Annotated in this window: 22 protein-coding genes; 17 read left to right on the top strand and 5 right to left on the bottom strand. The window is 51.1% G+C overall.

Annotation, left to right across the window (positions count from 1 at the left end):
* The first annotated feature begins 51 nt into the window (after nucleotides 1-51).
* A complete protein-coding gene (locus ACYVI1_RS15890) occupies nucleotides 52-630 on the top strand; it encodes a DUF4230 domain-containing protein (protein ID WP_460911607.1) in 579 nt (192 codons plus the stop codon).
* Nucleotides 631-704: 74 nt separating this feature from the next.
* On the opposite strand, the gene ACYVI1_RS15885 is transcribed toward ACYVI1_RS15890, so the two are convergent.
* The 4 genes from ACYVI1_RS15885 to ACYVI1_RS15870 form a co-directional block, all read right to left on the bottom strand.
* Nucleotides 705-2,495 (bottom strand): sodium:solute symporter family transporter, encoded by a 1,791-nt coding sequence (locus tag ACYVI1_RS15885; RefSeq protein ID WP_460911606.1) that lies wholly within the window; start codon nucleotides 2,493-2,495, stop codon nucleotides 705-707.
* A complete protein-coding gene (locus ACYVI1_RS15880; RefSeq protein WP_460911605.1) occupies nucleotides 2,495-3,712 on the bottom strand; it encodes an LLM class flavin-dependent oxidoreductase in 1,218 nt (405 codons plus the stop codon). Before ACYVI1_RS15880 ends, ACYVI1_RS15885 begins: the two co-directional genes overlap by 1 nt.
* Nucleotides 3,713-3,752: 40 nt before the next feature.
* Nucleotides 3,753-4,103, bottom strand: a complete 351-nt coding sequence (locus tag ACYVI1_RS15875) for a hypothetical protein (RefSeq protein WP_460911604.1) — start codon at nucleotides 4,101-4,103, stop codon at nucleotides 3,753-3,755.
* Between the two features lie 133 nt (nucleotides 4,104-4,236).
* Nucleotides 4,237-5,481 (bottom strand): sulfite oxidase, encoded by a 1,245-nt coding sequence (locus ACYVI1_RS15870; protein WP_460911603.1) that lies wholly within the window; start codon nucleotides 5,479-5,481, stop codon nucleotides 4,237-4,239.
* Between the two features lie 324 nt (nucleotides 5,482-5,805).
* On the opposite strand from ACYVI1_RS15870, the gene ACYVI1_RS15865 reads away from it, so the two are divergent.
* The 10 genes from ACYVI1_RS15865 (at nucleotide 5,806) to ACYVI1_RS15820 (ending at nucleotide 14,955) form a co-directional block, all read left to right on the top strand.
* Nucleotides 5,806-8,676: a carboxypeptidase-like regulatory domain-containing protein gene (locus tag ACYVI1_RS15865; protein WP_460911601.1), complete on the top strand. Its 2,871-nt coding sequence runs from the start codon at nucleotides 5,806-5,808 to the stop codon at nucleotides 8,674-8,676.
* Between the two features lie 49 nt (nucleotides 8,677-8,725).
* Nucleotides 8,726-8,974: a hypothetical protein gene (locus ACYVI1_RS15860; RefSeq protein WP_460911599.1), complete on the top strand. Its 249-nt coding sequence runs from the start codon at nucleotides 8,726-8,728 to the stop codon at nucleotides 8,972-8,974.
* A 258-nt stretch (nucleotides 8,975-9,232) separates the two neighbouring features.
* The gene (locus tag ACYVI1_RS15855; protein WP_460911598.1) at nucleotides 9,233-9,397 is read left to right on the top strand and encodes a hypothetical protein; all 165 of its coding nucleotides are present in this window, start codon (nucleotides 9,233-9,235) and stop codon (nucleotides 9,395-9,397) included.
* A 5-nt stretch (nucleotides 9,398-9,402) separates the two neighbouring features.
* The gene (locus ACYVI1_RS15850) at nucleotides 9,403-11,106 is read left to right on the top strand and encodes a glycoside hydrolase family 13 protein (protein ID WP_460911597.1); all 1,704 of its coding nucleotides are present in this window, start codon (nucleotides 9,403-9,405) and stop codon (nucleotides 11,104-11,106) included.
* A 116-nt stretch (nucleotides 11,107-11,222) separates the two neighbouring features.
* The gene (locus ACYVI1_RS15845) at nucleotides 11,223-11,783 is read left to right on the top strand and encodes a YqgE/AlgH family protein (RefSeq protein ID WP_460911596.1); all 561 of its coding nucleotides are present in this window, start codon (nucleotides 11,223-11,225) and stop codon (nucleotides 11,781-11,783) included.
* A gap of 153 nt (nucleotides 11,784-11,936) precedes the next feature.
* A complete protein-coding gene (locus ACYVI1_RS15840; protein WP_460911595.1) occupies nucleotides 11,937-12,545 on the top strand; it encodes a porin family protein in 609 nt (202 codons plus the stop codon).
* Nucleotides 12,546-12,617: 72 nt separating this feature from the next.
* Nucleotides 12,618-13,085, top strand: a complete 468-nt coding sequence (locus ACYVI1_RS15835) for an NADH-quinone oxidoreductase subunit A (RefSeq protein WP_460911594.1) — start codon at nucleotides 12,618-12,620, stop codon at nucleotides 13,083-13,085.
* Nucleotides 13,082-13,243, top strand: a complete 162-nt coding sequence (locus tag ACYVI1_RS15830) for a hypothetical protein (RefSeq protein WP_460911593.1) — start codon at nucleotides 13,082-13,084, stop codon at nucleotides 13,241-13,243. The genes ACYVI1_RS15835 and ACYVI1_RS15830 overlap by 4 nt, the downstream gene beginning before the upstream one ends.
* A gap of 191 nt (nucleotides 13,244-13,434) precedes the next feature.
* Nucleotides 13,435-13,947, top strand: a complete 513-nt coding sequence (locus tag ACYVI1_RS15825; protein ID WP_460911592.1) for an NADH-quinone oxidoreductase subunit B — start codon at nucleotides 13,435-13,437, stop codon at nucleotides 13,945-13,947.
* Nucleotides 13,948-14,013: 66 nt separating this feature from the next.
* The gene (locus tag ACYVI1_RS15820; protein ID WP_460911591.1) at nucleotides 14,014-14,955 is read left to right on the top strand and encodes a hypothetical protein; all 942 of its coding nucleotides are present in this window, start codon (nucleotides 14,014-14,016) and stop codon (nucleotides 14,953-14,955) included.
* 32 nt (nucleotides 14,956-14,987) lie between these two features.
* Here the strand turns inward: ACYVI1_RS15820 and ACYVI1_RS15815 are convergent, their stop codons facing one another.
* The gene (locus ACYVI1_RS15815) at nucleotides 14,988-16,367 is read right to left on the bottom strand and encodes a hypothetical protein (RefSeq protein ID WP_460911590.1); all 1,380 of its coding nucleotides are present in this window, start codon (nucleotides 16,365-16,367) and stop codon (nucleotides 14,988-14,990) included.
* A 289-nt stretch (nucleotides 16,368-16,656) separates the two neighbouring features.
* On the opposite strand from ACYVI1_RS15815, the gene ACYVI1_RS15810 reads away from it, so the two are divergent.
* From ACYVI1_RS15810 to ACYVI1_RS15785, 6 genes are all read left to right on the top strand, one after another.
* Nucleotides 16,657-17,925, top strand: a complete 1,269-nt coding sequence (locus ACYVI1_RS15810; RefSeq protein WP_460911589.1) for an MFS transporter — start codon at nucleotides 16,657-16,659, stop codon at nucleotides 17,923-17,925.
* Between the two features lie 84 nt (nucleotides 17,926-18,009).
* Nucleotides 18,010-18,477: a hypothetical protein gene (locus ACYVI1_RS15805; protein WP_460911588.1), complete on the top strand. Its 468-nt coding sequence runs from the start codon at nucleotides 18,010-18,012 to the stop codon at nucleotides 18,475-18,477.
* 6 nt (nucleotides 18,478-18,483) lie between these two features.
* Nucleotides 18,484-19,728: an MFS transporter gene (locus tag ACYVI1_RS15800; RefSeq protein WP_460911587.1), complete on the top strand. Its 1,245-nt coding sequence runs from the start codon at nucleotides 18,484-18,486 to the stop codon at nucleotides 19,726-19,728.
* 115 nt (nucleotides 19,729-19,843) lie between these two features.
* Complete coding sequence (locus tag ACYVI1_RS15795; RefSeq protein WP_460911586.1) at nucleotides 19,844-20,254, top strand: hypothetical protein; 411 nt, start codon at nucleotides 19,844-19,846, stop codon at nucleotides 20,252-20,254.
* A 171-nt stretch (nucleotides 20,255-20,425) separates the two neighbouring features.
* On the top strand, nucleotides 20,426-22,123 hold the full coding sequence (locus ACYVI1_RS15790) for a sodium:solute symporter family transporter (protein ID WP_460911584.1): 1,698 nt from the start codon (nucleotides 20,426-20,428) through the stop codon (nucleotides 22,121-22,123).
* Between the two features lie 100 nt (nucleotides 22,124-22,223).
* Nucleotides 22,224-23,459: an MFS transporter gene (locus tag ACYVI1_RS15785; protein WP_460911583.1), complete on the top strand. Its 1,236-nt coding sequence runs from the start codon at nucleotides 22,224-22,226 to the stop codon at nucleotides 23,457-23,459.
* Nucleotides 23,460-23,554 lie beyond the last annotated feature (95 nt).

The raw sequence follows: 23,554 nt of genomic DNA, 5'->3' as shown, positions 1-23,554 counted from the left end.
GTTTGTAAGGTGACTGGAACGCCAGCCACCTTACAATTAACCAACTGCCTTATGAATACCCTGATGCGCCTGTTTTTCCTTGCCGTGCTGGTGGCAGGCCTAATTTCCATTTGGGAACTAATTCGCGGCAGCGACGCCATGAGCCCGTTTCGCCGGAACGACACCACACAGAGTATTGTCCTAAAGGAAATTACAACACTTGGCAAACTGGAATTGGTGAAATACACCTTCAAGGATATTGTCGAGCATGAGCAGGTAAACACCTTCCTGCCCAACGCCAATGCCATTTTGATTGTGGAAGGTGAAGCTACCGGTTGCATCGACCTCACCCAAATCAAACAAGCCGATATTAGATCCACCGGCGATTCCATTACCGTACAGCTCCCAAAACCTGAACTCTGCACCTGGAAAATCAATCATGACAGGTCGCGAGTGTACGATACCCGGTTTTCATTTCTGAACGAAGCACAATTAGTGAGCGACGCCTACCGAAAGGCTGAAAACCAGGTGCGGCAATCGGCGTTGAACGGCGGTATTCTGAGCCAAACCCGCAAAAACGCCAGTCAGATGCTGCGCCCGTTGCTGGAGCGAATTTCGGGAAAGAAAATCGGGTTGGTGTTTCAGGATTGATAGAACGCAGATTTTTATGATGGTTATGATTCTAAATGATCATAACCATCATAAAAATCTGCGTTCTATCAATCCTACGCGAAATAATACATAATCCAGACCATCGCACTGGTCAATAAACCAGCATAAAAAATGTCGGACTGATAGAAAGGAATGGCTTCTTTTTCGCGTTTCCAATACCACCCGAATAGGCCAATCGTAAGCAGCGAGGCCGGAAACGAAGCTATCTGGGGCGTGAGAATATGCAAGAGAACCAGCCCGATAAGGGGCAATTGAATGGCTGAAAAACGAAGGAGCGCATCACCGCTTCCATTAATAGAAACCGTTAAGTCGTGGGTGTTTACCGGCCCATTTCGTTGATTGAAATACCGGCTAAGCACCACAATCAGGCCCGACCCAATCAGGAAAATCAGGAATACCCGGTAAAGGAAATTCAGTGTTGATCCGAACGTATCGCGTATCCAGGTCGAGTTAGCGAGCACGTTGTCGTACATAAAATCACAGCCAAAGCCAATCAGGGGCGAACTTATCAGCACAATAACGGCGGCCGTCGGGTTGGTTTTTTGCCAGAGTACGCCCCAGAAAAACACGACCACCAAACCCGGTTTCAGGTAGGAGGTCTGATTGGCTAAAATCAGAAAGAAGTTTTCGGACGATTTTGGGTCGAAGGTGGTGTAGGCTAACCCGGTGGCGATGGCGCACATGACAAAAACCCCCATCTGCCCGAACCGCACCGTTTGCTTATCCGATGCATCAGGTTTCAGGTATTTGCGAAAAACGTCATACGCCAGCATGGTCGAAACAGAGTTCATCATCGAATAAATGGCCGAAAAAATCGCGCACATCAGACCCGCCAGAATCAGGCCGACAAACCCATAGCCCACTGGCACAACGGTTTTCAGCAACGTCAGAAACGTATCGTCGGGTTTGACAACGCCCTCACCAAAACGGCTTCTAAACAGATAAAACGCGGCAGAACCGGCTCCAATGGAGAAAAACGGGATAATCAATTTCAAAAAACCAGCCGCCAGCGACCCTATTTTGGCGTCGCGCTCAGTTTGGGCCGCCAGCACCCGCTGCACCTGGTATTGGTTGGTGGTCCAGTAAAAAAAGTTAAGAATCGTCAGGCCTGTAAAAATACCCAGCCAGGGGAGTTTGGGGTGATTAGCGGGCAAATACAGGTGCATCTTATTGGCGTCGGCATGGTCTAATTTGAGTAGCCCCGAAAGCCCGCCAATTTCGGGTTGCATGTAGGTGAGCGTACCCATCAGCAATACCGAAATAATCATGACGACAGTCAGGATATTATCAGCAATCACCACCGATTCCATACCGCCAAACACCGTGAACACGATGGTAACTGTAGCAATAACCAGAATACCCTGTAAATAGGTGGGTTGCCAGTTTGTGCCTTCAAAGAGAATCCCCAGTGTCCGGCTGCCGATATAGAAACCGCCGATGAGCTGAATCATAATGAAGGCAATCATCAGCACAGTATAAACCAGCCGGGTGTTGGCATTATAACGGTTTTCGAGGAACTGCGACAGGGTAAAAAACTGCCGTTTTCGATAGATGGGAATGAAAATATAGACCAGCACCAGTATGGCCGGAACTGCCCAAACCTCGTAATGGCTTTGGGCAAAGCCGATGGAATAGCCAATACCCATCATGCCGATGATTTGCTGGGCATGAATATTGGTACCGAAAATAGACCCCGCGACCGAATACCATTTCAGGGAGTGCCCCGCCATAAAATACTCTTCCGAGCTTTTCTTTTTAAAGCTGGAATACAGACTGGCTATCACTAAAAACAGCAGCAGCAGAACAACCACGACCAGGTCAACGGTACTTAGGGATTGGAGCATCAGGAAGGAACAGCTTTTGGGCTTCTGTCAGGAAATGGATTGCCGCCGATTCGTAACTCACCGGTGGTCAACGGAGTAACCGGCGTTGTGGCGGGTGTACGGCCCTGCTCGACGGATAATTTTATGTTCGGCAAATGGGGCAATACATGCTTGCCAAACAATTCGCATTCCTCGATAAGCGGATAACCCGACAAAATAAAGGCCCGAATTCCCATGTCCATGTACCGGTTCAGCTTTTCAATAATCTGTGAGGGCGTACCCACCAACGCGCCCCCGCAACCCGACCGGGCGCGGCCAATGCCCGTCCAAAGCATCGGTTCGATGAAATCGTCGGGGTCGGCGTTTTTGCGAAGTTCGTCCTGCCGCAGCACCCCCGCCGACTGTGAATCCTGCGTCCGGCTTTTCAATTGGGCACCCACCTCGGCATCGAATTTCGACATGAGTGTTTTGGTGTAGGCTTTCGCTTCTTCTTCGGTTTCGCGCACGATGACATGAATACGCAGGCCAAAGTCGATGGTGCGGCCGTGCTGCGCGGCCCGGTGGCTCAGGTCCTGCATGGTGGCGAAAATGGCCTCTTCGGGTTCGGGCCACATCAGAAATACGTCGCAGTATTTGGCGCAGACTTCTTTGGAACCGGGCGAAATACCACCAAAATATAAGAGCGGTCCGCCGTTCTGCTGGTACGGTTTCACGGGGTCGGCGTTCATACTGATTTTGCCGTATACGTCGCCCTCAAACTCGATGCGGTCCTGAGTCCAGGCCTGTTTCAGAATCTCGATGACTTCCTCACAGCGTTTGTAGCGGAATTCGTGGTCTTCTTTCAGCCCCGGCAGGTCGGAGTTGATGATGTTGATGGTAAGCCGACCTTCCAGCAAATGGTCGAGGGTGGCAAGATGCCGGGCCAGCATCGGCGGGTGAATTTCGCCGGTACGAATAGCCGCCAGCATGGAAATGTTCTTCACCTGCGGAGCCATCGCTGCCGCAAACGGAATCACTTCCTGCCCAACTAAGTAAGATGTTGGCAGGAGAATATTCTCGAAGCCGAGCCGGTCGGCAGTTTTCATAATGTCGGCACAGTGCACGTAGTTGCTGCGCCGGTCGGGGTCAAGGGTTCCCAGAAACATCGTGTCTCCTCCGCACAAATCGTCGAACCAGGCGACTTCGCAAACACGTTTTTGGGTTCGGATAGGGATAGACTGAATGGGGTCGGTGAGCATAAAAACAAAGTTTGCCGTTTACAGAAGACTGTAAACCATTTTAATCTAATTTGTACCATTGGGTGTTTTTCAGGGATGCCCGCCGAAGTTGAACGTGGGCTGCTGTCTGCGGGCCATAATGTGTTGAAAGGTAATCGAGCACGACTTTTTCTGATTCGCCCAAATCCCAGAGTTTATGGTATTTCTGCATCCAGCGAATGCGCTCCTGCCAGCCTTCCCGTGTGAAGCGGTGCTGCAAAATGAGTTTCGAGGAATGACAGGCCAGGCAGTGCGATTTCACCATCATCAGGTTCGTGTCGTTTATCAGCCCAGTCTCCGAGTCAATTTTTATGGTATCCGCAACAATCACCGGCTGAGTTGAAACCGTTAGTGACCCAACGACTGAAGTCATTCGGAAACTGGTTATGCTGACGAACAGGAGTCCGATAAGAAAAATAACTTTACTTATTCTCATGGCTTCGATTTAGATAGACCTATAAGCCGGGCCGACGTTTCGGTTTCAAAAACCTTATAGGTCTGACAGACTACACCATTGCTTTCACAGCAATTCGGTGGCAGGCATTGTTCAGATAGCCACCGGGGTTCCACTGCGGAATAACCATCGGCTGGGCCGTGCCGCTACTATCGGTAGCCCGCACCCATACTTCATAATAACCCGGCTGCGGAAACAGAACATCCGCCGACCAGTGCTGCCAGGCCAATCGGTTTTTGGGCTTTTCTAATTTGCTCTTTTGCCACGTAGCGCCGTAATCAATGGAGGTTTGCACCTCGGCAACGGCCCGGTCGCCCGCCCACGCATGGCCCCGCAACGCGAGACTTTTCTTAACGTCGAACATCGCCCCCGACTTTGGATACGTAATCAGCGACTTCACCGGCATCGACTCGATAATGCGAAAATTTTCGGGCGTTTCAGCAAGTTTTTCGCCGGGTTCTACAGGCCGAATCGGCATCTTATAGCTATGCCCTTCCATTTTGGCGCCGTCGTGAATCTTGTTCCGCACGGCTACGGTATGCAGCCACTTGCCCGACACCGACGCAGGCCAGCCGCCAATAACCAGCCGAAGCGGATAGCCGTGAATCAGCGGGATGTCTTTTCCGTTGACAGCCCAGGCAAGCAGGGTTTCGTCTTCGAGGGCCTTTTTCATCGGCACCCCACGCGAGATGGCTACTTTGGTTGTGTCCTGACTCAGGTGCGGGTCTTTACCGTAATAGCCAATATATACCGCATCGTCTTTCAGACCCACATCAGCCAGAATATCCTTCAGTCGAACGCCCGTCCATTCGGCGCAGCTAACCGCGCCCTGATCCCACGGATTGCCTGTTGTCTGCGGCTCAAACCCCGACCGGCCATTACCCCCGCATTCCAGCACCAACTGGTACGTATGATTAGCGAAGCGTTTTTTGAGGTCAGCAAGGCTATACGTTTTCGGCGCTTTCACCGACTCGCCATTGATGGTAAGGGTCCATTTGGCCAGGTCGATGGGTTCGGCGGGTACCAGCCCGTTGTTGCGGATAAACATCTTCTCAACGGGCGTGACAGCGTCGTCTAACAGGTGAATCGGCGATTCGACATTCCAGGGTTTGTCGCCGAGTATTTTCATATCGGGGCTTTTGCCCTTGAGCGGGTCGTAATCGGCCGCCAGGCCCAGCGGTACGTAATGCCGGGGTATGTTGCGGGCGAAAACAACGTCTGCCCCAACGAAGGCGGTCAGCGTAGCCAACGCACTTTTCTGAAGAAACCCCCGCCGGTCGTGCATGATATTATTCATTCTACTTTATATCGCTCAGGAATCGAGTGCAAGTTTCTACCATTTTCGTCCATTTTCACCCTTTATTGACATCTACTCTTGATTGCGTTTGCAATTATATCGTTTCTTTGCAGCAATTCCTACAATATTGGTAGACTATAAGTACTGGTAGTCTATCTAATACCGGGAGTACAAACCAATCGTAAACAAACAGTTGCATTCCATGAACAAACGCTCGTTACTATCCGAATTATCCTCTTATTCGTTGGAATTATTTTACTTTTAGAATCGGATGCCCGCTGTAATGATACATTATTTTAGAACGTAAACTTTGACCATCATTTTATGAAAACGATTTTACACCCATTTTTTTTACTCCTATTATTCATCAGCAGTTTTAATGCCCAGGCGCAAACGGTCCTGTCCGGCACCGTAACCGATGAAGCAACCAAAAATCCGATTCCGGGGGTGAACCTGATTATCAGAGGCACAGCGGTTGGCACAGTTTCCAACCGCGATGGAAAATACACCCTCCAAACTTCAGTTAAACCCCCATTCACCGTCGTAGCCTCCTTTGTTGGCTATAGTCGGCAGGAAATAACCATCACGGGCGAATCGGGCGGGGCGGTAAATTTCTCGCTGAAAGAAGCATCGGTGATGGCTGACGAAGTGGTTGTGTCGGCCAGTCGGGTGGCAGAAAGTATTACCAAAGCGGCTGTAACCGTTGAAAAACTGGGCCTGCGGCAGTTGCAGCAAACGGCGGCTGCTACGCCTTTCGATGCGCTCCAGAACCTCAAAGGCGTCGATTTACTTACCCAAAGCCTAACGTTTAAATCGGTCAATGTGCGGGGCTTTGGGGCCAACAACAACAATCGATTCCTGCAACTAACCGATGGCATGGACAACCGTTCGCCGGGGCTTGGGTTTGGTTTTGGCAACGTGGTGGGCGTGTCGGACCTGGATATTGAAAGCATCGAACTGCTGCCGGGGGCCTCATCGGCACTCTACGGTCCCGATGCGCTTCAGGGCTTACAACTCACTACGTCCAAAAACCCGTTTCAGTATCAGGGTCTAAGTGTTCAGTTGAAAGCGGGCGTCAATAATGTGGGAAAAACGGGTTTTGGCCTGAAAGGGTACAGCGACGTGGCTATCCGCTACGCTAAACAATTGGGCAATCGGTTTGCGTTTAAAGTAAATTTCCAGACCCTGAACGGCACCGATTTCATCGCCGATAATTACGACGACCGCTCCCACCGCGACCGGGCGGCCTTCACCGTCAACCAGAACGACCGCACCGTGGCGTTGGGTTACGTGCCCAATAATAACCCGGCAACGAACCTGCAGTATGATGGCGTCAACATTTACGGCGATGATTTCAACAATGGTGGAGCGTTCGATTATACAGCCACGAACACGACTAATGCGGCATTAGTGGGCAAGCGGGTTACCCGCACGGGCTACAAAGAAATTGACCTGCTGGCCAACGATGGAAAGGCATTCAGTACCCGCGCCAACGTATCGCTGTTTTATAAACTAACCGACAAGGTTCAGGCATCAATTGGCTGGTATTATGGCAACGGCAATTTCATTCGCACGGCGGGTTTTCGGGAGTATTTTCCCGATTACAAACGCAACCAGTTTCGGGTAGAAGTGCGGGGTGATGAATTTTTTGTTCGGGCCTACTCAACCTCGCAGACGGCTGAAGGCTACAACCTGGGCAACCTGGCCCGTCGGCTGCTGCAAATTGCCAAACCCACCGGAACCTGGGCTTCCGACTTCGCCAAAGCCTATACGGGCGATAATATTCTGGCGTCTAAACAGGCCGCCGACGCGGGTATTTTTACCCCCGGTAGCAGTGATTTCAACCGGTATCGCGACGAGTTGATAAACACACCCAATAATATCGCCATTCCCAGCGCGGCTACGGTAGCCAATGCGGCCGGGCAAAACGGCGTGCGGCTGTTAGATAATTCGTCGATGTATCATGCTGAGGGGATGTATAATTTCAAGCGGTTTCTGCCGGGTTTCCTCGACGTGATTACCGGGGCCAGTTTCCGGCGCTACAGTATGCTGACGAAAGGCACTATTTTCCCAACCAAGCGCGACGGCAGCGAGTTTATGTTTAACGAATACGGCTGGTATTTACAGGGTATTGCTACGTTGAAAATCAGCGATTTGATGACATTTAAACCGACTGTAGCGGTTCGGTACGACAAGAATCAGTTTTTCAAAGGTGGATTCACGCCCCGTGTGTCGGGTGTGCTGAGCGTGGGTGACCACAACTTCCGGGCTTCGTGGCAATCGGCTTTCCGAAACCCATCGCCCAACCAGTTGCTTTCCGATGGAAAAACGGGTGAAGTTGGCGGTTCGCAGGTAGCTGTAGAAGCCGCTGATTTGTTCAACAATCCGGCTTATACACCCGCTTCGGTAAGTGCTTTCCAGAAATCGGGCAACGCATCGGATTTGGTTAAATACACGCCAGACCCGGCAGCATTCGGCACCGAGAAAATCAGCACCTGGGAAATCGGCTACAAGACGCTGGTAGCGAACCGCCTGTTTGTCGATGCGTTTTACTTTCACAGCAAATACACCGATTTTATTGCGGCTCAAAATTATTTGCAGCCGACTACGGGCAACGCAAACGACCTGAAAAACACCAGCACGACGCGCACGTACCAAATCAATTTCAACAACACCAATGAGATTTTTGTAAACGGCTGGGGGGTAGGACTTGAGTATGGGTTGGGCAAGGGCTTTACCCTGAGCGGCAATTTTGCCCATCAGGTGGGCCTGATAACGCGCCGGGACAATTTTGGAGTTGTTCAGAAAGATGCCTTCGGGCAGGAAATTATCAAGCGCAAAATGAGCGACCCCGAAGTAGCCTTTGCCGGACGTAACTTTTTCATCTCGCCCGAAAACCGCTACAACATCAGCCTCGCTAATCCCCGCATTGGCGGCACGAACATTGGCTTCAACGTGACCTACCGCTGGACGGATAAAATGTGGGTCGAGCAGGGCACAACGGCGGGCGACATTCTGCTGCCCTCCTGGAATACGGTCGATGCCCAGGTATCGCTGAAATTACCCGCCCTGAAATCGATGGTCAAACTGGGTGGGGCAAACATTTTCAACCAGTATTACGCGCAGGGTTATGGCCTGGCCCGCATTGGTGGCCTGTACTATGTCAGCCTGACGTTTGATGATTTGTTGCGGTAATAGGAGATGAGCAAAGGGCGGGACTTTGTGCCTGCCCTTTTTGTTACATTTGACGAAACAACTCCGTGAAGCCATGTTAATGACTATCGAAGCTACCTACGAAAACGGCCACATCATCTGGCAGGAACAACCGCCTGTTCAAACCAAGCGAAAGGTGCTGGTCACGTTTTTGGAGGAAACAAAGGAACAATCAACAAGTCACCCCGGCAATGTGATTCGGTTCGGTTCACTGAAGGGCCAAATTGACATCGGCAGCGACTTCAACGACCCTTTAGACGATTTAAAAGAATACATGTAAACTTTTCCATGAATATATTAGTAGACACGGAAGTACTTATCTGGATACAAACCCAAAAAGTTAAAATCCCTCCGTTTGCGGAGCAGTACCTGCTTAATCCTCAGGTATCGAAATAGATAAGTGAGTTAAGTTTTTTTGAAATTGCTATCAAACGTAAAGTGGGGAAGCTGGCAGAGTTTAAACCCACCTTATCAGCTTATATCCATCAGGTACAGGAGGACGGATTTCATCTATTACCAATTTCCAATCAACATATTATTGCCTACGACCGGCTTCCACTTTACGAAGACCATCGGGACTCACGGTCCGACGCTTCGGTTTGACCGGTTGATTCTGGCGACGGCTTTGCATGAAAACTGGCCGGTCATGTCAGCCGATGGCAAGTTTTCGCTCTACAAAGACTTAGTCAACATCATCTGGTAGATTGAATGAATTACAAAGACGCTGTTATTTACCAGATTTACCCGCGTTCCTTTGCCGACAGCAATGGCGATGGCATTGGTGATTTGCCCGGCATTATTTCCAGATTAGATTATCTGGCTGAACTTGGCGTCGATATTCTATGGCTCAGTCCAATCTTCCAGTCGCCGAACGCAGATAATGGCTACGATATTTCAGACTACGAAGCCATTATGCCTGAGTTTGGCACAATGGCGGATTTTGATGCGTTGCTGGCGGGCGTTCATCAGCGGGGAATGCGGCTCATTCTGGACTTGGTGGTCAACCACAGTTCCGACGAGCACCACTGGTTTGCCGAAAGCCGCAAAAGCAACGACAACCCCTATCGCGATTACTACATCTGGAAACCGGCTAACCCGGCAGGTGGGCCACCCAACAACTGGCAATCGTTTTTCTCTGGTCCGGCCTGGGCGTTTGATGAAACGACGGGCGAGTATTATCTCCACCTGTTCGCAAAAAAGCAGCCCGACCTGAACTGGGAGCATCCACCCCTGCGCCAGGCTATTTACAGCATGATGCGGTTCTGGCTCGACAAAGGTGTCGATGGGTTTCGGATGGACGTGATTCCGTTTTTGTCGAAAGACCCTGATTTCCCAGACTACCCCGCCGGGCGCTATGGCGATTTGACTATTCATGCCAACGGCCCGCGTATTCACGAGTTTTTAGAGGAGATGAACCGGGAAGTGCTTAGTCAGTACGCGTGCATAACCATTGGCGAAGGCTTTGGTGTTTCGGCGGAGCAGGCCCATCTGTACGTGGGTCGCGACCGGCACGAACTGGACATGATTTACCATTTCGACCATGCCGTTCCGCGCGAAGAACACCGCTTTGTCGACCCGGCCCCTGAATTCACCCTGCCCGAACTAAAGGCAATTTTTGCCCGATGGAACATGGCGCTGGACGACGAAACGACCGGCGGCTGGCAGAATATTTATTTCGGCAACCACGACAACCCGCGTGTGCTATCGCGTTTTGGCAGTCCAGACCACCGTGGCGACCGGTATCGCATCGGCGCACCGGCCGGAGCGGGACCGTATCATTACGAGTCGGCGACGATGTTGGCGACGGTATTGCTTACTCAGCGCGGCACACCCAACATCTATCAGGGCGACGAAATCGGTATGACCAACTGCCCATTCGATTCGATTGACGAGTATGACGATATTCAGGTAAAAAATGCCTGGCAAGCCTTAGTCGCGTCGGGAAAATACCCGGCTGATGTGTTTCTGAAAAACGCTAACCGCATCGCCCGCGACCACTCCCGAAGTCCCCTGCAATGGAGCAATGCACCGAATGCGGGTTTTACGACCGGGCAGCCCTGGCTGAAAGTGAATGCAAACTACACCACCATCAATGTAAGGCAACAGGATACCGACGCTGGTTCAGTCCTGAATTATTACCGAAACATACTCCGCTGGCGCAAACAAACCCCCGCCCTGCATCAGGGTACTTACCGCGATTTATTGCCCAACCATCCATCCATCTGGGCTTTTGAGCGGTCATTCGATAAAAAGCAGTTTATTACCGTTGCTAATTTTTCAGAACAAGTCATCCTCTTTGCCGATTTGCCAATTAATGGCCTGACTCTTGCTGCGGTAATTTTATCCAACTACCTGATTAATGCCGATTCGCTGCGGCCTTTTGAGGTTCGGGTATATTGCCAGCCTGTTTGAATCTGCATTCCTGTTTCAGACGTATAAATTGCATCGTTGACGGGCGTATTTAACAGTTTTTAACCAATATAGACCCTTTACCAGACGTTTGTCATGTAAAAAATAGTCAATGGCTTATGGATACGACCCCGCCAATCGTCAGGAATGGAGATTTATTGATTGCCGAGCCATTCATGGGCGATACGAACTTCGAGCGCAGTGTGGTGCTGGTTTGCGAACATAACCAGGCCGGTACGTTCGGCTTAGTGCTCAATCAGTTAACCGACATCCACCTGAGCGATGTCATTGAAGAAATTCAGCCCGACCTGCCGCTGTTTGTGGGTGGGCCGGTCCAGCAAAACACGCTGCACTTCATTCATCGCCGGCCCGACCTGATCGATAGTTCGATTCGGATAGAGGCTGGGCTGTATTGGAGTGGTGATTTTGATCAGATTAAACAGGCCGTCAACCTGGGTACGCTAACCGGCCATGATGTTCGGTTTTTTATTGGCTATTCGGGTTGGGGCGAAGGTCAGTTAGCGAATGAGTTGCACCAGAAAGCCTGGATTGTGAGCCGTACCAACGCCGATTTCCTGTTCGATACGCCAACCAATGAGTTTTGGCGGGGGGTTCTTAAGCGGATGGGGGGCGAGTATAAGTCCATTGCTCACTACCCGGTTGACCCACGACTCAATTGACTATTGCCCTGGTTGTGAAGTTGGTTTCTGGAACGCCAGCCCGGTCAAAGCCGACTTCACGAGAACAGTAACGGCCGCTTCTTAACTTTTTTTAACCAATTTTGCAGGAGAAAAAACGTTATCGGAAGGTTAACTTCCTGTCAACAGTCCTGTATGCACACGAATCGATTACTACTTTTTATTTTTTTATTCACATCGCCCTTCGTTTTGCAGGCGCAAAGCGATAAGCCTATTGGTGGTCATTTTGGCGTGAAAGTGGGCGCATCGTTCACGCAATTAACCATTTCGGGGGTCACTACCAATATTCCGAAGCGGGCTTTGGCCCCGCATTTGGGCATTATGTACCGCTATCGGTATAATCGATTTGTGCTCCAGCCCGAAGCTCTGCTTTCTATTAAAGGCGGTACGTTTCAGCAGGAACAAACGGGCGGTAGCCGAACCACAACGGGCGTTACCTACTACTATGCCAGCCTGCCGCTGCTGGTTGGCTACATTCCAACCGAGGGTCTGACGCTGCAGGCCGGTCCCGAATTCAGTTACGCGCTGAATGCGGGCGATCCCGGGGGTCCCGGCAGCAAGAGCGACCTGGGCGTGGCGGCTGGTGTTCATTACGATTTTTTGGACATGCTCAATAAATTCAGTTTGCATGTTCGCTACGTTTATGGCTTCACGAACGTGTCGCCCGAACCATCGGCGTCTTACTACAACCGAAACCTTCAGGTGTCGGTTGTATACAACCTATTCCCCAAAAAGAAGAAGTAAGCTTCACGTTCCAGGTGTCAGGGTCCATGTCCCCCGGTAGAACTTGACACCTGAACCTCAAAACGGTAAACGATGCTCTCCGACTTTGGCATTATTCTGCTGTTTATTCTGGCCGCGTTTGCGTTCATCGCCATCGTGCTGTTTGTGGCGCGTTTGCTGCGCCCCCATCGCCCGAACGTCGAGAAAAACAGTACGTATGAATCGGGCGAGGAACCCGTTGGCAATGCCAATGTGCAATTCAATATTCGGTTTTATGTGGTTGCCTTAGTGTTCGTGCTGTTTGATGTTGAACTGGTTTTTTTGTTTCCCTGGGCAACGGTATTTGGGCAGGCTGCCCTTATTCAGGAGACGGGTGGCCTGTGGGGCTGGTTCGCGCTGGCCGAGGTCGCCTTATTCGTTGTTATTCTGGCAGTAGGACTTGGCTATGTATGGGCAAAAGGCTACCTTGACTGGGTGAAGCCGCAGCCTAAACGACCAACTATAGAAACGAAAGTACCCATGCAGCTCTATCAACAGCTAAACGAACGCTACAAACGTTGAGAATACGTTCGTTTCGGGGGTTGCGGCTGGCGCTGTTCGTTAGTGAGTCGGGAGGGTTTATTCCTTTTGCACCAAAAACAAGTTTAATTCGGCAATTGGAGCCGTTTAGCCTGGGCTATCAACAGGAAGTGCTGAACCGGTTGCCTGGTAAACATTGACCCTGTTTACCCTTCCAAAACTAGTTTCCTGGCGCGTCATGCCGAACCGACGGGGCCGCGCACGTGCGGTTCGGCATGACGCGCCACTTCCTGAAACCACGCCCATATAGAAAGTTTAAAACAGCTTCGTTATTGATTTCAACCGTAAGCCAGTAAATACCGCGTTGTGTTTCGTTTTATCTGACTACCGTATGACCTCTTCCTCAACAACCGATAAATCTGGCGAAGCGAGCGTCGTTCTGATGCACTCCGAAGAACTGCTGAACTGGTCGCGCGAGAAATCGATGTGGCCCCTGAGTTTCGGCCTTGCCTGCTGCGCCATCGAAATGATGCAGGCCTTTGCGGCTAACTATGACCTCGAACGGTTCGGCATTTTTCCGCGCCCATCGCCCCGACAGTCCGACATTATGATCGTGTCGGGCACGGTAACCTACAAAATGGCCGACCGCATTCGGCGGCTCTATGAGCAGATGGCCGAACCGCGCTATGTTATTTCGATGGGGTCCTGCTCGAACTGTGGCGGCCCTTACTGGCAACACGGGTATCATGTAGTAAAGGGCGTCGACCGTATTATTCCGGTAGACGTGTACGTTCCCGGCTGCCCACCCCGCCCCGAAGCCCTGATTGATGGTTTTCTAAAATTGCAGGAAAAAATCCGGACTGAGCATCCGTTTACTAAACAGAGCGAACGAGTGAACGAGTGAAAGACCTGCCGGATGGCACTTCGCTCGTTCACTCATTCGGTCGTTCACTCGTCTACTCGTTCGCTCATGAACCCACTCCTTCTCTCGCTCCGGCAAACGCTTCGCTCAGGGTGGTTGCTGTGGCTGCTCTACAGCATCACGCTCGTGCTGGGATTGCTGGTAACGTTGCCATTCTACAATATGCTCAAGGTTGAGCATCAGAACTCACTGGCTTTTCTGAACCTGCTGAATGGGTTCGATTACACCGTTTTTTCGGATTTCATGCACCGCAGCAAACGGGTCGTTGCTCCGCTTATGAGCGTTGGCCGGTGGCTGGGAATTCTGTATGTGTTTCTGAGTATCTTTCTGGCGGGTGGTATTTTGCTGCGCTTCTCACAACCCAACACCCGCTTTGGCGCAGGCCTGTTTTTGCAGGGATGTACCCATTATTTTGGGCGGTTTCTGCGGCTGTTTGGGGTCACGCTGCTCTTCGTACTGGTTGGCGCCGGGCTTTGGCTGGTTTTTGGCTCATTAGTAGGTATTGCCTTTAGCGATACCTTCACTGAGCGTGGTCTGTTCTGGATTGGGCTGGTTTTCTTCGGGCTGTTTGTGCTCACAGCCACGCTCCTGCTCTGCATTGGTGATTACGCCAAAGTGCTGATGTTCAGAGAGGACGAACACAATGCCTTCCGGTCTTTCGGGATGGCCGGGCGATTGGTGCTGGGAACTGTCCATCGAACGTATGGGCTGTACTGGAGCCTGATTTTGATTGGAACAGGCTTGTTCGGTATTTATTTTCTGCTCGATGAAATTATCGTAATGAGCAACTGGCCGACGATTTTGCTGATGCTCGTTATCCAGCAGGCGTTGGTTTTTGCCCGCATTGGCCTGAAAGTCTGGTCGCTGGGAACGGCCTATACGGTTTATGGGGCGTTGTCTAAGCCTGCGCCGGTTTTGCGCCCCATATCGGTAGCCAGCCTAACCCCTGACCCGGATGAAGAGACCCCACTAAGCCCCATTGAGTCGTAGAACATCTGCCAACTGAGCAGGTGACATCGGTTTCACTGAATGCCCCATTTAACCAGAATCATTACGGATAAGGTGGTATAGGCTGCCAGAACTACGTAGGTTCGGGGATTGAAAAAAGCAGGAAACAAGCCTACCAGTACATACCCGATGAATGGCCAGGGGTGGATAAGGTATCGTTCGAAGAAGGGATGATTTCCGCCAACAAACGCCTGAGAAACAAGAAAGAAGAACACAAAAGCAACTGAAAACTGCATGCCCTTATCCGCAAAATTCTTCCGGCGAATAAGGTCGGTTATACCCCGTATCACAAGGCCCATGGTTAAAAAACTCAGGCTGTAAACCAGAAACAGGCCCAGACTTAGTGCCCAATCGCCCCCCGACTTCATCCAGATCAGTGTATGTTCAATTGGGCCACTGTATACGTCGTCAACGGACGACGAATCATGAAGCAGGTTAACCCCAGGTCCAGCCAGAATCAGTGCAGCAACCAACGCGGTACTCCCTATCCGTAAAAACGCCTTAGACCTCCAGGCTACGTTAACCAGCACAACCGGAGCAATGTACACCCCGGTTATCACCAGCGCCGATAGGGGGCGGAGTGCATTGAAACTAACCCCCGACCGAAGTTTTGACCACTGCTCAAATAGCGGGGGAGTCAATCCTCCCCAAAGAACGATTAAGCCAGCCAGGGGCAGCAGACTTAGGCCGATGAACAGATAAGGTACTACACGCCTAATCGTAACGTCTTTAAATCCGTACTTCACATACCGTTGCCAGTCGGACAGGAACAGCATGACAAATACACTGGGTAACAGCGAAATATAATAGAAACGGGCTATCGTGGCGAAGCCTAACAACAGGCAGGCCAGAAAAAAAGCAGCCAGGTTTTGACATCGTGAAATCAGAAGGAGCAAAAGACCCGCAAACAAAAAGAGCAGCGCCGGGCCTTCTGTCATCACCGTAGAGACGCTTAAAAAAAAATAAGGACTAACCAGCATAAACCAACTGACGGCCAGGACTTTACGCTGCAAGGCCGCTGAAATGGTCTTCATGTGCCAATAGGCAGCCCCGGCCAGCAGCATCAGCGCCCCGCAGGTAATGAGCCGAAGCCCGACGTAGTTCAGACTGGGGAACAACCACATCCAGAACGCAAACCAAAGATGACTGGCAACACCGGTAGGTGGCACGTGGCGGTACAGGGTCGTTGCGTTCACGCCTGTGCTGGCAAAGGGTCGGCTGGCTGCCAGATGAAAATCCTCATCCATAACGCCATACTGAACCAGTACAGCGAGCAGGCTGGCAAGCAGTAAATAAAAAACGCAAAGGAACAAAAAGTACTGACGGTAGGTCTTGTTGCCATCTGCTATGGCCGGCAAGTCGGATGCGCGCAGGTGAGCCGTAGTTGATTTCATTAAACGATAGAAAATTTGGGTTGCCCGCCATAAAGAGCCTGTCTGAAACAGGCCAATCAACGTTAGGTTAAGCCTGGGCGACTGGCTAAACCAGGACAAAATTAAGGGTAATTTAGTAGTTCCTGCATCGTAAGCTTTATAAGCCGGGAAAACACACAACGGTTCTTTGCGCCACACGTGCCTCAAAAACCTTAGTGAACGACACAAATCGCGTTTTCTCCTAATCTTCTTTGGTCATTTCGTATTATTGCAAAATCATTCTCCTTCTTTAACCACCGTTTGTTGCCGCATGGCTGTTCCAACTGTTTCCTCCACTCGTCAGTCGCAGAATCCAGGGTTGTTTAGTCTGCCCGTTATTGTTGCTGCGTTAGGCTATTTTGTTGACATTTACGATTTATTGCTCTTCGGCATCGTTCGCGTGCCGAGCCTCAAGGACCTCGGCCTTACCCCCGACCAGATTTCGACTGTAGGCGCCAACATCCTGAACTGGCAGATGGGTGGCCTGTTGCTGGGCGGAATAGTGTGGGGTGTTCTGGGCGATAAAAAAGGGCGGCTATCGGTGCTTTTCGGCTCCATCATCACCTATTCGATTGCCAACGTTGCCTGTGGGTTCGTGAAGAACGTTACGTTCATGGACCCGACTGTTTATTACGCCCTGATGCGGTTCATTGCGGGCATTGGGCTGGCGGGCGAGTTGGGCGCAGGCATCACGCTCGTGAGCGAAGTTCTCCCCAAAGAGAAACGGGCAATTGGTACCTCGCTGGTAGCAGGCATTGGGCTTTTCGGAGCTGTTGTGGCTTATTTCACCGTTAAACTGTTCGATTGGCAAATGGCTTTCTTTATGGGGGGCGGCTTAGGCTTCGGGCTGCTCCTGTTGCGGGTGGGCGTGGTTGAATCGGGCATGTTCAAAAATATCTCCGCCGATAAGCACGTCAATCGGGGTGATTTTCTATCCTTCTTCACCAACGCCGAACGCTTCAGCCGCTATATCAAATGCATTGGTATCGGCCTGCCGACCTGGTTTGTCATTGGCATTCTGGCTACGTTCAGCAACGAGTTTGGCAAAGCCCTGGGCCTTGCCGAAGAAATTCAGCCGGGGCTGGCCATCATGTGGTGTTATGTTGGACTGGCCGTGGGCGACCTGGCCAGTGGCTTCATCAGTCAGGCGATGGAATCCCGTAAGAAAGCGGTGGCCCTGCTCATGGCAATTGCCCTCGCGTTTGGGCTGGTTTATCTGTATTTCGGGATTAAAAGCGCAACAGCGTTGTATGGCCTCTGCTTAGCGATGGGGGTTGGCATCGGTTATTGGGCCATGTTTGTGACCATCGGCGCCGAGCAATTTGGCACCAATCTCCGCGCTACGGCTGCCACCACCATTCCCAACATGGTGCGCGGCACGGTTATTCTGATGACAAACCTGTATGCCTATCTAAAACCGTCACTGAATATCATCAATGCCGGAGCCGCCGTGGGCCTGATTTGTTTTGTACTCGGCTTCTACTCCATCCTGACCGTGCCCGAAACACATGGCAAGGATTTAGATTATCTGGAAGAATAGTACCCCCGTTTAGGAGTTAATCTTTAAGGATTTAGGCATGACGCGCCAGAAGTCATTCTAATAATCCTAAACAGCTTTCTGATTATGCCTTTTGTTTCTAAGAAAACTCATACTAAATTATTTTCGGCCAAAGAGAAGCTTGACGAAAGGTTTGAGGATGTCATAAAGGTAGTTAGAGCACTACAAGCTCTGAACATTAATCGCTCGTTGAAAAGCAGAATGCTCAAAGAGGCACTTTGGCACATCACATACTATTCAGGCGATTTCTTAGGTAGATATAGGTCATCTGAAGTGATTAACCAACTTGGCGTTCCCATTCAGAGAGAACATGTTTTTGAATTAAGCAAACTGGTAGAAAGACTTCTAAACAATGAAATTATTGAGACAGAGGAAATAATTAGTCATACTACTCATTGTATAGTTTCTAAAATTGAACATGATAAGCTAACTGCCTATAGCAAGCAAAATCCTCATGTACACGGTTGGGATAGATATACAAATGCAGGAATAATTGTGCATGATATGCTGACAGGTGATTTGCTTTTCAAATAAAGAAGCATGATTCAAAGCCCATTAGTTTCCCGCGTATCGTTCCGGCCCCTGTTTGCCTTGCCGGTTATTGTGTCGGCGCTGGGCTTTTTTGTGGACGTGTATGACATGCTTATTTTCAGCATCGTGCGGGTACCCAGCCTGCAATCGCTGGGTCTGTCGGAAACTGACGTATCAACAGCAGGCACCTTTATTCTAAACTGCCAGCAGGCCGGGCTGGTGCTGGGCGGATTTCTGTGGGGTGTGCTGGGCGACAAACGCGGGCGCATGGCGGTGTTGTTTGGCAGTATCATCACCTATTCACTCACCAACATTGCCTGCGGATTCGTGCAGGATGTGAACACCTACGCTTTGCTGCGATTTGTGGCCGGGGTAGGGCTATCAGGCGAAATTGGGGCCGCCATCGTACTCGTCTCCGAAATTCTGCCGAAAGAAATCCGAAGTTACGGCTCGTCGATGGTGGCAGGCATTGGCTACCTCGGTGCGGGCGTAGCGTACCTCACCGTCGAATATTTTAACTGGCGAACGGCATTCTGGGTGGGCGGTGGCATGGGGCTGGCACTGTTGCTGCTGCGGGTCAGTGTGTTTGAATCGGGCCTGTTCAGCCGAATGCAGACGGAGCATAAAGGGGTCAGCCGGGGTAACTTTCTACAGTTTTTCAGTAGCTGGCCGCAAGCCATCAAATACCTGCGCTGCGTGTCGGTGGGCATTCCGACCTGGTTCGTGGTGGGCATTCTGGCTACGTTTGCCAACGAGTTCGGACAGGCGCTGGGTATTGCCGAAATTGTGAAGCCAGGTCGCTGTGTGATGATGATCTATGTAGGTCTGGCCGGGGGCGATTTGCTCAGTGGCCCCCTGAGCCACTGGCTGCGCTCCCGCCTGAAAGCCATTACCGGCTTGTTGCTGTTTAGTGCGCTGCTAAGCAGCGTTTATCTCTTCGGCGGCATTCATACGGCCAGTGGGCTGTACACCATCTGCCTGCTGGCGGGTTTCTGCACGGGGTATGTTGCCATGTACCTCACAATGGTGGCCGAACTCTACGGCACCAACCTTCGCAATACGGCTACAACGTCGGTGCCAAGCGTAGTGCGGGGTACCCTCATCCCGATGACGCTGTTATTCCAGGCGTTGAAGCCTTCGGTGGGCGCTTTAGTGGCCGCTGGCCTGCTGGGTGCCGTTGTGTATGGGTTGTCGTTTTGGTCGCTCAGCCGCATGGACGAGACGTTTGGCAAGGAGCTGGACTTCGTAGAATGACAACTAACCGCTCATCAGTAAGTTAAACCGCTGTTCAGGAACGTCCGCGTTCGGTTTGGTCAACAGCATCATTGGGGTGATAGCTAAAGGTTCTATTTTAATCCTTGTTCACTCAATGAAAACGTCCATCAAACTACTCGCTGGTGCCCTTCTGGCCCTCTCCGTAACGGTATCATCACCTGCTCTTGCCGATGACGATCACTCGCAGACCAAAGTGTTCGCGTTCACTATGTTTCCGGCGCTCGATCCCACCAAACTCTGGCTCTGCTTAGAGAAATACCAGCCTGATGAGAAAATCCGGCTTGAACTCGTCAATGAAAAAGGTGATTGTTTATTTACTGAAACACTCCCCAAAAAAGCCAGTAAACGCAATGCGTATCGCCAGCAATTCGACATGAGTCAGCTTGGCGATGGCATCTACACGTTTCGTGTCTATGCGGGTAGCCAGAAAGAAGAGCGCACCTTTAAACTGGCAACACCTATCGTCGAATCACCGACACCGGCGCGGGTAATTGCCATAAAATAAAACCACCTTCTTCCCTTGATTTCACCCGGCACGGAGTTCGCTTCGTGCCTTTTCTTTTTAATGGCATTAAATTGGCGAAACATTGTTTTTTAAAGAGCCACAGGGATATTTTAATGAAATTATCGCTTTTCTTTACGGAGTAATTTCAAACACTATTTTCCTAATCGCCCGATGAACCAACTTAACCAAACCGATTACATTATTTTTCTTCTGTATTTCATTGGTGTCTCGTCCTATGGGTACTGGATTTACAAACAAAAGCAGAAAACCAAACTCGATACGAAAGACTTCTTTCTGGCCGAAGGTTCGCTGACCTGGTGGGCCATTGGTGCATCCATGATTGCCTCAAATATTTCGGCGGAGCAGTTCATTGGTATGTCGGGCAATGGCTTCACGTTTGGGGTAGCCGTGGCGGTATATGAGTGGTTTGCCGCCCTGGCGCTCATTATTGTGGCTGTCTGGTTCATGCCCATCTACCTCAAAAACCACATTTATACCATGCCGCAGTTTTTGAAAACGCGGTATAACGAAACGGTCAGCCTGATTATGGCCATCTTCTGGCTGTTTCTGTATGTATTCGTCAACCTGACCTCTATTCTGTTCCTGGGTGCTCTGGCAATCAGTACCTTAGTAGGGCCTGCCTCATTTCACCCCATTGTTATCGGCCTCAGCGTTTTTGCCATTATTATTACCCTGGGTGGAATGAAAGTTATTGGCTATACGGATGTTATTCAGGTGGCCGTACTCATCATTGGCGGGCTGGTCACCACCTACATTGCGCTCACCTTAGTTAGCCAGAAATTTGGTCTTGGCAACGATGTTATCGCTGGCTTCTCAGCGATGATGACCGATGCCGATGACCATTTCCACATGATTTTTGAAAAGCCCGGCCCCAATACCTCGCAGGTCGATATTAACAAATACCTGACCCTGCCAGGCATAGCAATGTATTTTGCCGGTATCTGGATTGTGAACCTGAACTACTGGGGTTGCAACCAATACATCACCCAGCGTGCACTGGGGGCCGACCTGAAAACCGCCCGGACCGGTATTCTTTTTGCCGCCCTGCTCAAGATCTTCATGCCGCTCATTGTAATGCTGCCCGGTATTGCGGCTTACGTGCTCTATAAAAACGGCAGTCTCCAGAGCGAAATGGCGCCGGGGGGTAAACTCCTCGCCGATAATGCCTATTCAGCCATTTTAACCTTCCTGCCCAATGGCCTGAAGGGGTTGTCGATGGCCGCCCTGACGGCCGCTATTGTGGCGTCGCTGGCCGGAAAAGCCAACTCCATTTCAACAATTTTCACGCTTGATATCTACCATAAATACATTAAAAAAGACGCCACGCAAACCCAATTGGTGTGGGTAGGCCGCATCACTATTTTCTTAGCCATGCTGCTGTCCATCGCCCTGACCTGGCAGGACGCGCTGGGCATTGGCCGCGAAGGTGGTTTTACGTTTATTCAGAAATATACGGGTTATCTAAGTCCCGGCATTTTTGCTGTGTTTATTCTGGGTTTCTTCTGGAAGCGTACCACGGGCGCGGCTGCAGTGGCAGGGATACTGGGCGGTTTTGGCTTAGCTGTTCTCTTCAATAACTACGCCCCCGGTTTATTTGGCCACGAAACCCTACTCTATACGGCCTACCCCAACGGAAACGGTGGTTACGAAATTCCATTCCTGATTTGCATGGGCTGGTCGTTTGTCTTTACCGTGTTGCTGATGGCCGTCATGAGCCTGGTAGGGCCAGCCATTAACCCCAAAGCGTTTGCTATTGATGCCAGCATGTTCCGTTTACAGCCAGCGGCAACAGCCCTGACCGTCATTATTCTGTTACTGATCACCGTCCTGTATGTTCGGCTCTGGTAGAAACCAGGTCAATTGAAAACGCCGGAAGAACGACTGCACACGCAACTTTCTCTTCCGGCGTTTTTTGCGTTATTGGCACCAATTCATTTACCTTCCCTTTATGTCCCCCACTTCCCCATCGTCAATTTCCCTCCGCCCTCTTTTTGCCTTGCCGGTCATTGTGGCTGCGCTGGGCTATTTTGTGGACGTATATGACCTGCTGCTGTTCAACATTGTCCGGGTACCCAGTTTAAAAGACCTCGGCCTCTCCGAAGCCGACATTTCGCTGGTGGGTGGCCGAATTCTAAATTTCCAGCAGGCTGGCTTATTGCTGGGGGGAATTCTCTGGGGAATTCTGGGCGATAAACGCGGACGGCTGTCGGTGCTGTTCGGCAGTATCATTACCTACTCCTTAGCCAACCTGGCCTGTGGTTTCGTGCAGGACCCGCAACTTTATGCCGGGTTGCGGTTTGTGGCGGGGCTGGGCCTGGCGGGCGAACTGGGCGCGGGTATCACGCTCGTGAGCGAAATTTTACCACCCCAGTTGCGGGGCTACGGGTCATCGTTGGTGGCCAGTGTAGGGCTACTGGGCGCTGTAGTTGCCTACTTCACCGTTACCCTGTTCGACTGGCGCACGACCTATTTTATTGGGGGTGGCCTGGGCCTGGGCCTGCTGCTGCTGCGGGTGAGCGTGCTGGAATCGGGCATGTTCAAACGTGTGCAGGAAACCGGTGTCAGGCGGGGAGATTTCTGGGCGTTGTTTCGAGGCCGGGAGCAAATCCTGCGCTATCTCCGGTGCATGGGCATTGCCATTCCAACGTATTTAGTGATTGGCATTCTGGCCACGTTTGGGAATGAGTTTGGCAAAGCCATCGGCATCGCTGAACCCATCCAGCCGGGCCGATGTGTGATGTTTACGTATGTCGGCACCGTTATAGGCGATTTGTTCAGCGGGATTCTCAGCCAGCAACTGCGGTCGCGCCGGAAAGCCATCGGCCTGATGATGAGCCTGACGCTTATCCTCGTCGCTGTTTATCTGTTCGGCGGCATTACGTCGGCCAGTACATTCTACGCCCTGTGTCTGGCTTTAGGTTTTGGTATCGGCTACATCGCCATGTTTCTAACTATCACGGCTGAGAGTTTCGGCACCAACCTCCGCGCGACGGCCACCACCTCCGTTGCCAACAATGTTCGGGCCACTACGCTGCTCACCATCCCGGCATTTCAGGCCATGAAGTCGACATTGGGAGTCATTGAAGCAGCGACCATTGTCGCGCTCATTTGCTTCGCGCTCGGCTTCTGGTCGCTGGCGACTATGGAAGAGACGTTTGGGAAAGAGTTAGATTATAGTGAGTGAGTTTAGGGGTTTGTAGTGGAGTCACTGATTTGGCAGTCGGGTTAACAGCCACAGTACGTATACACTAGATTTTGTGCTATGATTTCTATACGAAG

The sequence above is a fragment of the Spirosoma areae genome (assembly GCF_054781775.1).
The sequence above is the reverse complement of the archived record's forward strand: the minus strand, read 5'-3'. Positions and strand labels throughout refer to the sequence as shown.

What these genes read in the sequence shown, in the direction of transcription:
- ACYVI1_RS15890 (WP_460911607.1), top strand. Translation starts at nt 52, where the DNA reads ATGAATACCCTGATGCGCCTGTTTTTCCTTGCCGTGCTGGTGGCAGGC.
- ACYVI1_RS15885 (WP_460911606.1), bottom strand. Translation starts at nt 2,495, where the DNA reads ATGCTCCAATCCCTAAGTACCGTTGACCTGGTCGTGGTTGTTCTGCTG.
- ACYVI1_RS15880 (WP_460911605.1), bottom strand. Translation starts at nt 3,712, where the DNA reads ATGCTCACCGACCCCATTCAGTCTATCCCTATCCGAACCCAAAAACGT.
- ACYVI1_RS15875 (WP_460911604.1), bottom strand. Translation starts at nt 4,103, where the DNA reads ATGACTTCAGTCGTTGGGTCACTAACGGTTTCAACTCAGCCGGTGATT.
- ACYVI1_RS15870 (WP_460911603.1), bottom strand. Translation starts at nt 5,481, where the DNA reads ATGAATAATATCATGCACGACCGGCGGGGGTTTCTTCAGAAAAGTGCG.
- ACYVI1_RS15865 (WP_460911601.1), top strand. Translation starts at nt 5,806, where the DNA reads ATGAAAACGATTTTACACCCATTTTTTTTACTCCTATTATTCATCAGC.
- ACYVI1_RS15850 (WP_460911597.1), top strand. Translation starts at nt 9,403, where the DNA reads ATGAATTACAAAGACGCTGTTATTTACCAGATTTACCCGCGTTCCTTT.
- ACYVI1_RS15845 (WP_460911596.1), top strand. Translation starts at nt 11,223, where the DNA reads ATGGATACGACCCCGCCAATCGTCAGGAATGGAGATTTATTGATTGCC.
- ACYVI1_RS15840 (WP_460911595.1), top strand. Translation starts at nt 11,937, where the DNA reads ATGCACACGAATCGATTACTACTTTTTATTTTTTTATTCACATCGCCC.
- ACYVI1_RS15835 (WP_460911594.1), top strand. Translation starts at nt 12,618, where the DNA reads ATGCTCTCCGACTTTGGCATTATTCTGCTGTTTATTCTGGCCGCGTTT.
- ACYVI1_RS15825 (WP_460911592.1), top strand. Translation starts at nt 13,435, where the DNA reads ATGACCTCTTCCTCAACAACCGATAAATCTGGCGAAGCGAGCGTCGTT.
- ACYVI1_RS15820 (WP_460911591.1), top strand. Translation starts at nt 14,014, where the DNA reads ATGAACCCACTCCTTCTCTCGCTCCGGCAAACGCTTCGCTCAGGGTGG.
- ACYVI1_RS15815 (WP_460911590.1), bottom strand. Translation starts at nt 16,367, where the DNA reads ATGAAATCAACTACGGCTCACCTGCGCGCATCCGACTTGCCGGCCATA.
- ACYVI1_RS15810 (WP_460911589.1), top strand. Translation starts at nt 16,657, where the DNA reads ATGGCTGTTCCAACTGTTTCCTCCACTCGTCAGTCGCAGAATCCAGGG.
- ACYVI1_RS15805 (WP_460911588.1), top strand. Translation starts at nt 18,010, where the DNA reads ATGCCTTTTGTTTCTAAGAAAACTCATACTAAATTATTTTCGGCCAAA.
- ACYVI1_RS15800 (WP_460911587.1), top strand. Translation starts at nt 18,484, where the DNA reads ATGATTCAAAGCCCATTAGTTTCCCGCGTATCGTTCCGGCCCCTGTTT.
- ACYVI1_RS15795 (WP_460911586.1), top strand. Translation starts at nt 19,844, where the DNA reads ATGAAAACGTCCATCAAACTACTCGCTGGTGCCCTTCTGGCCCTCTCC.
- ACYVI1_RS15790 (WP_460911584.1), top strand. Translation starts at nt 20,426, where the DNA reads ATGAACCAACTTAACCAAACCGATTACATTATTTTTCTTCTGTATTTC.
- ACYVI1_RS15785 (WP_460911583.1), top strand. Translation starts at nt 22,224, where the DNA reads ATGTCCCCCACTTCCCCATCGTCAATTTCCCTCCGCCCTCTTTTTGCC.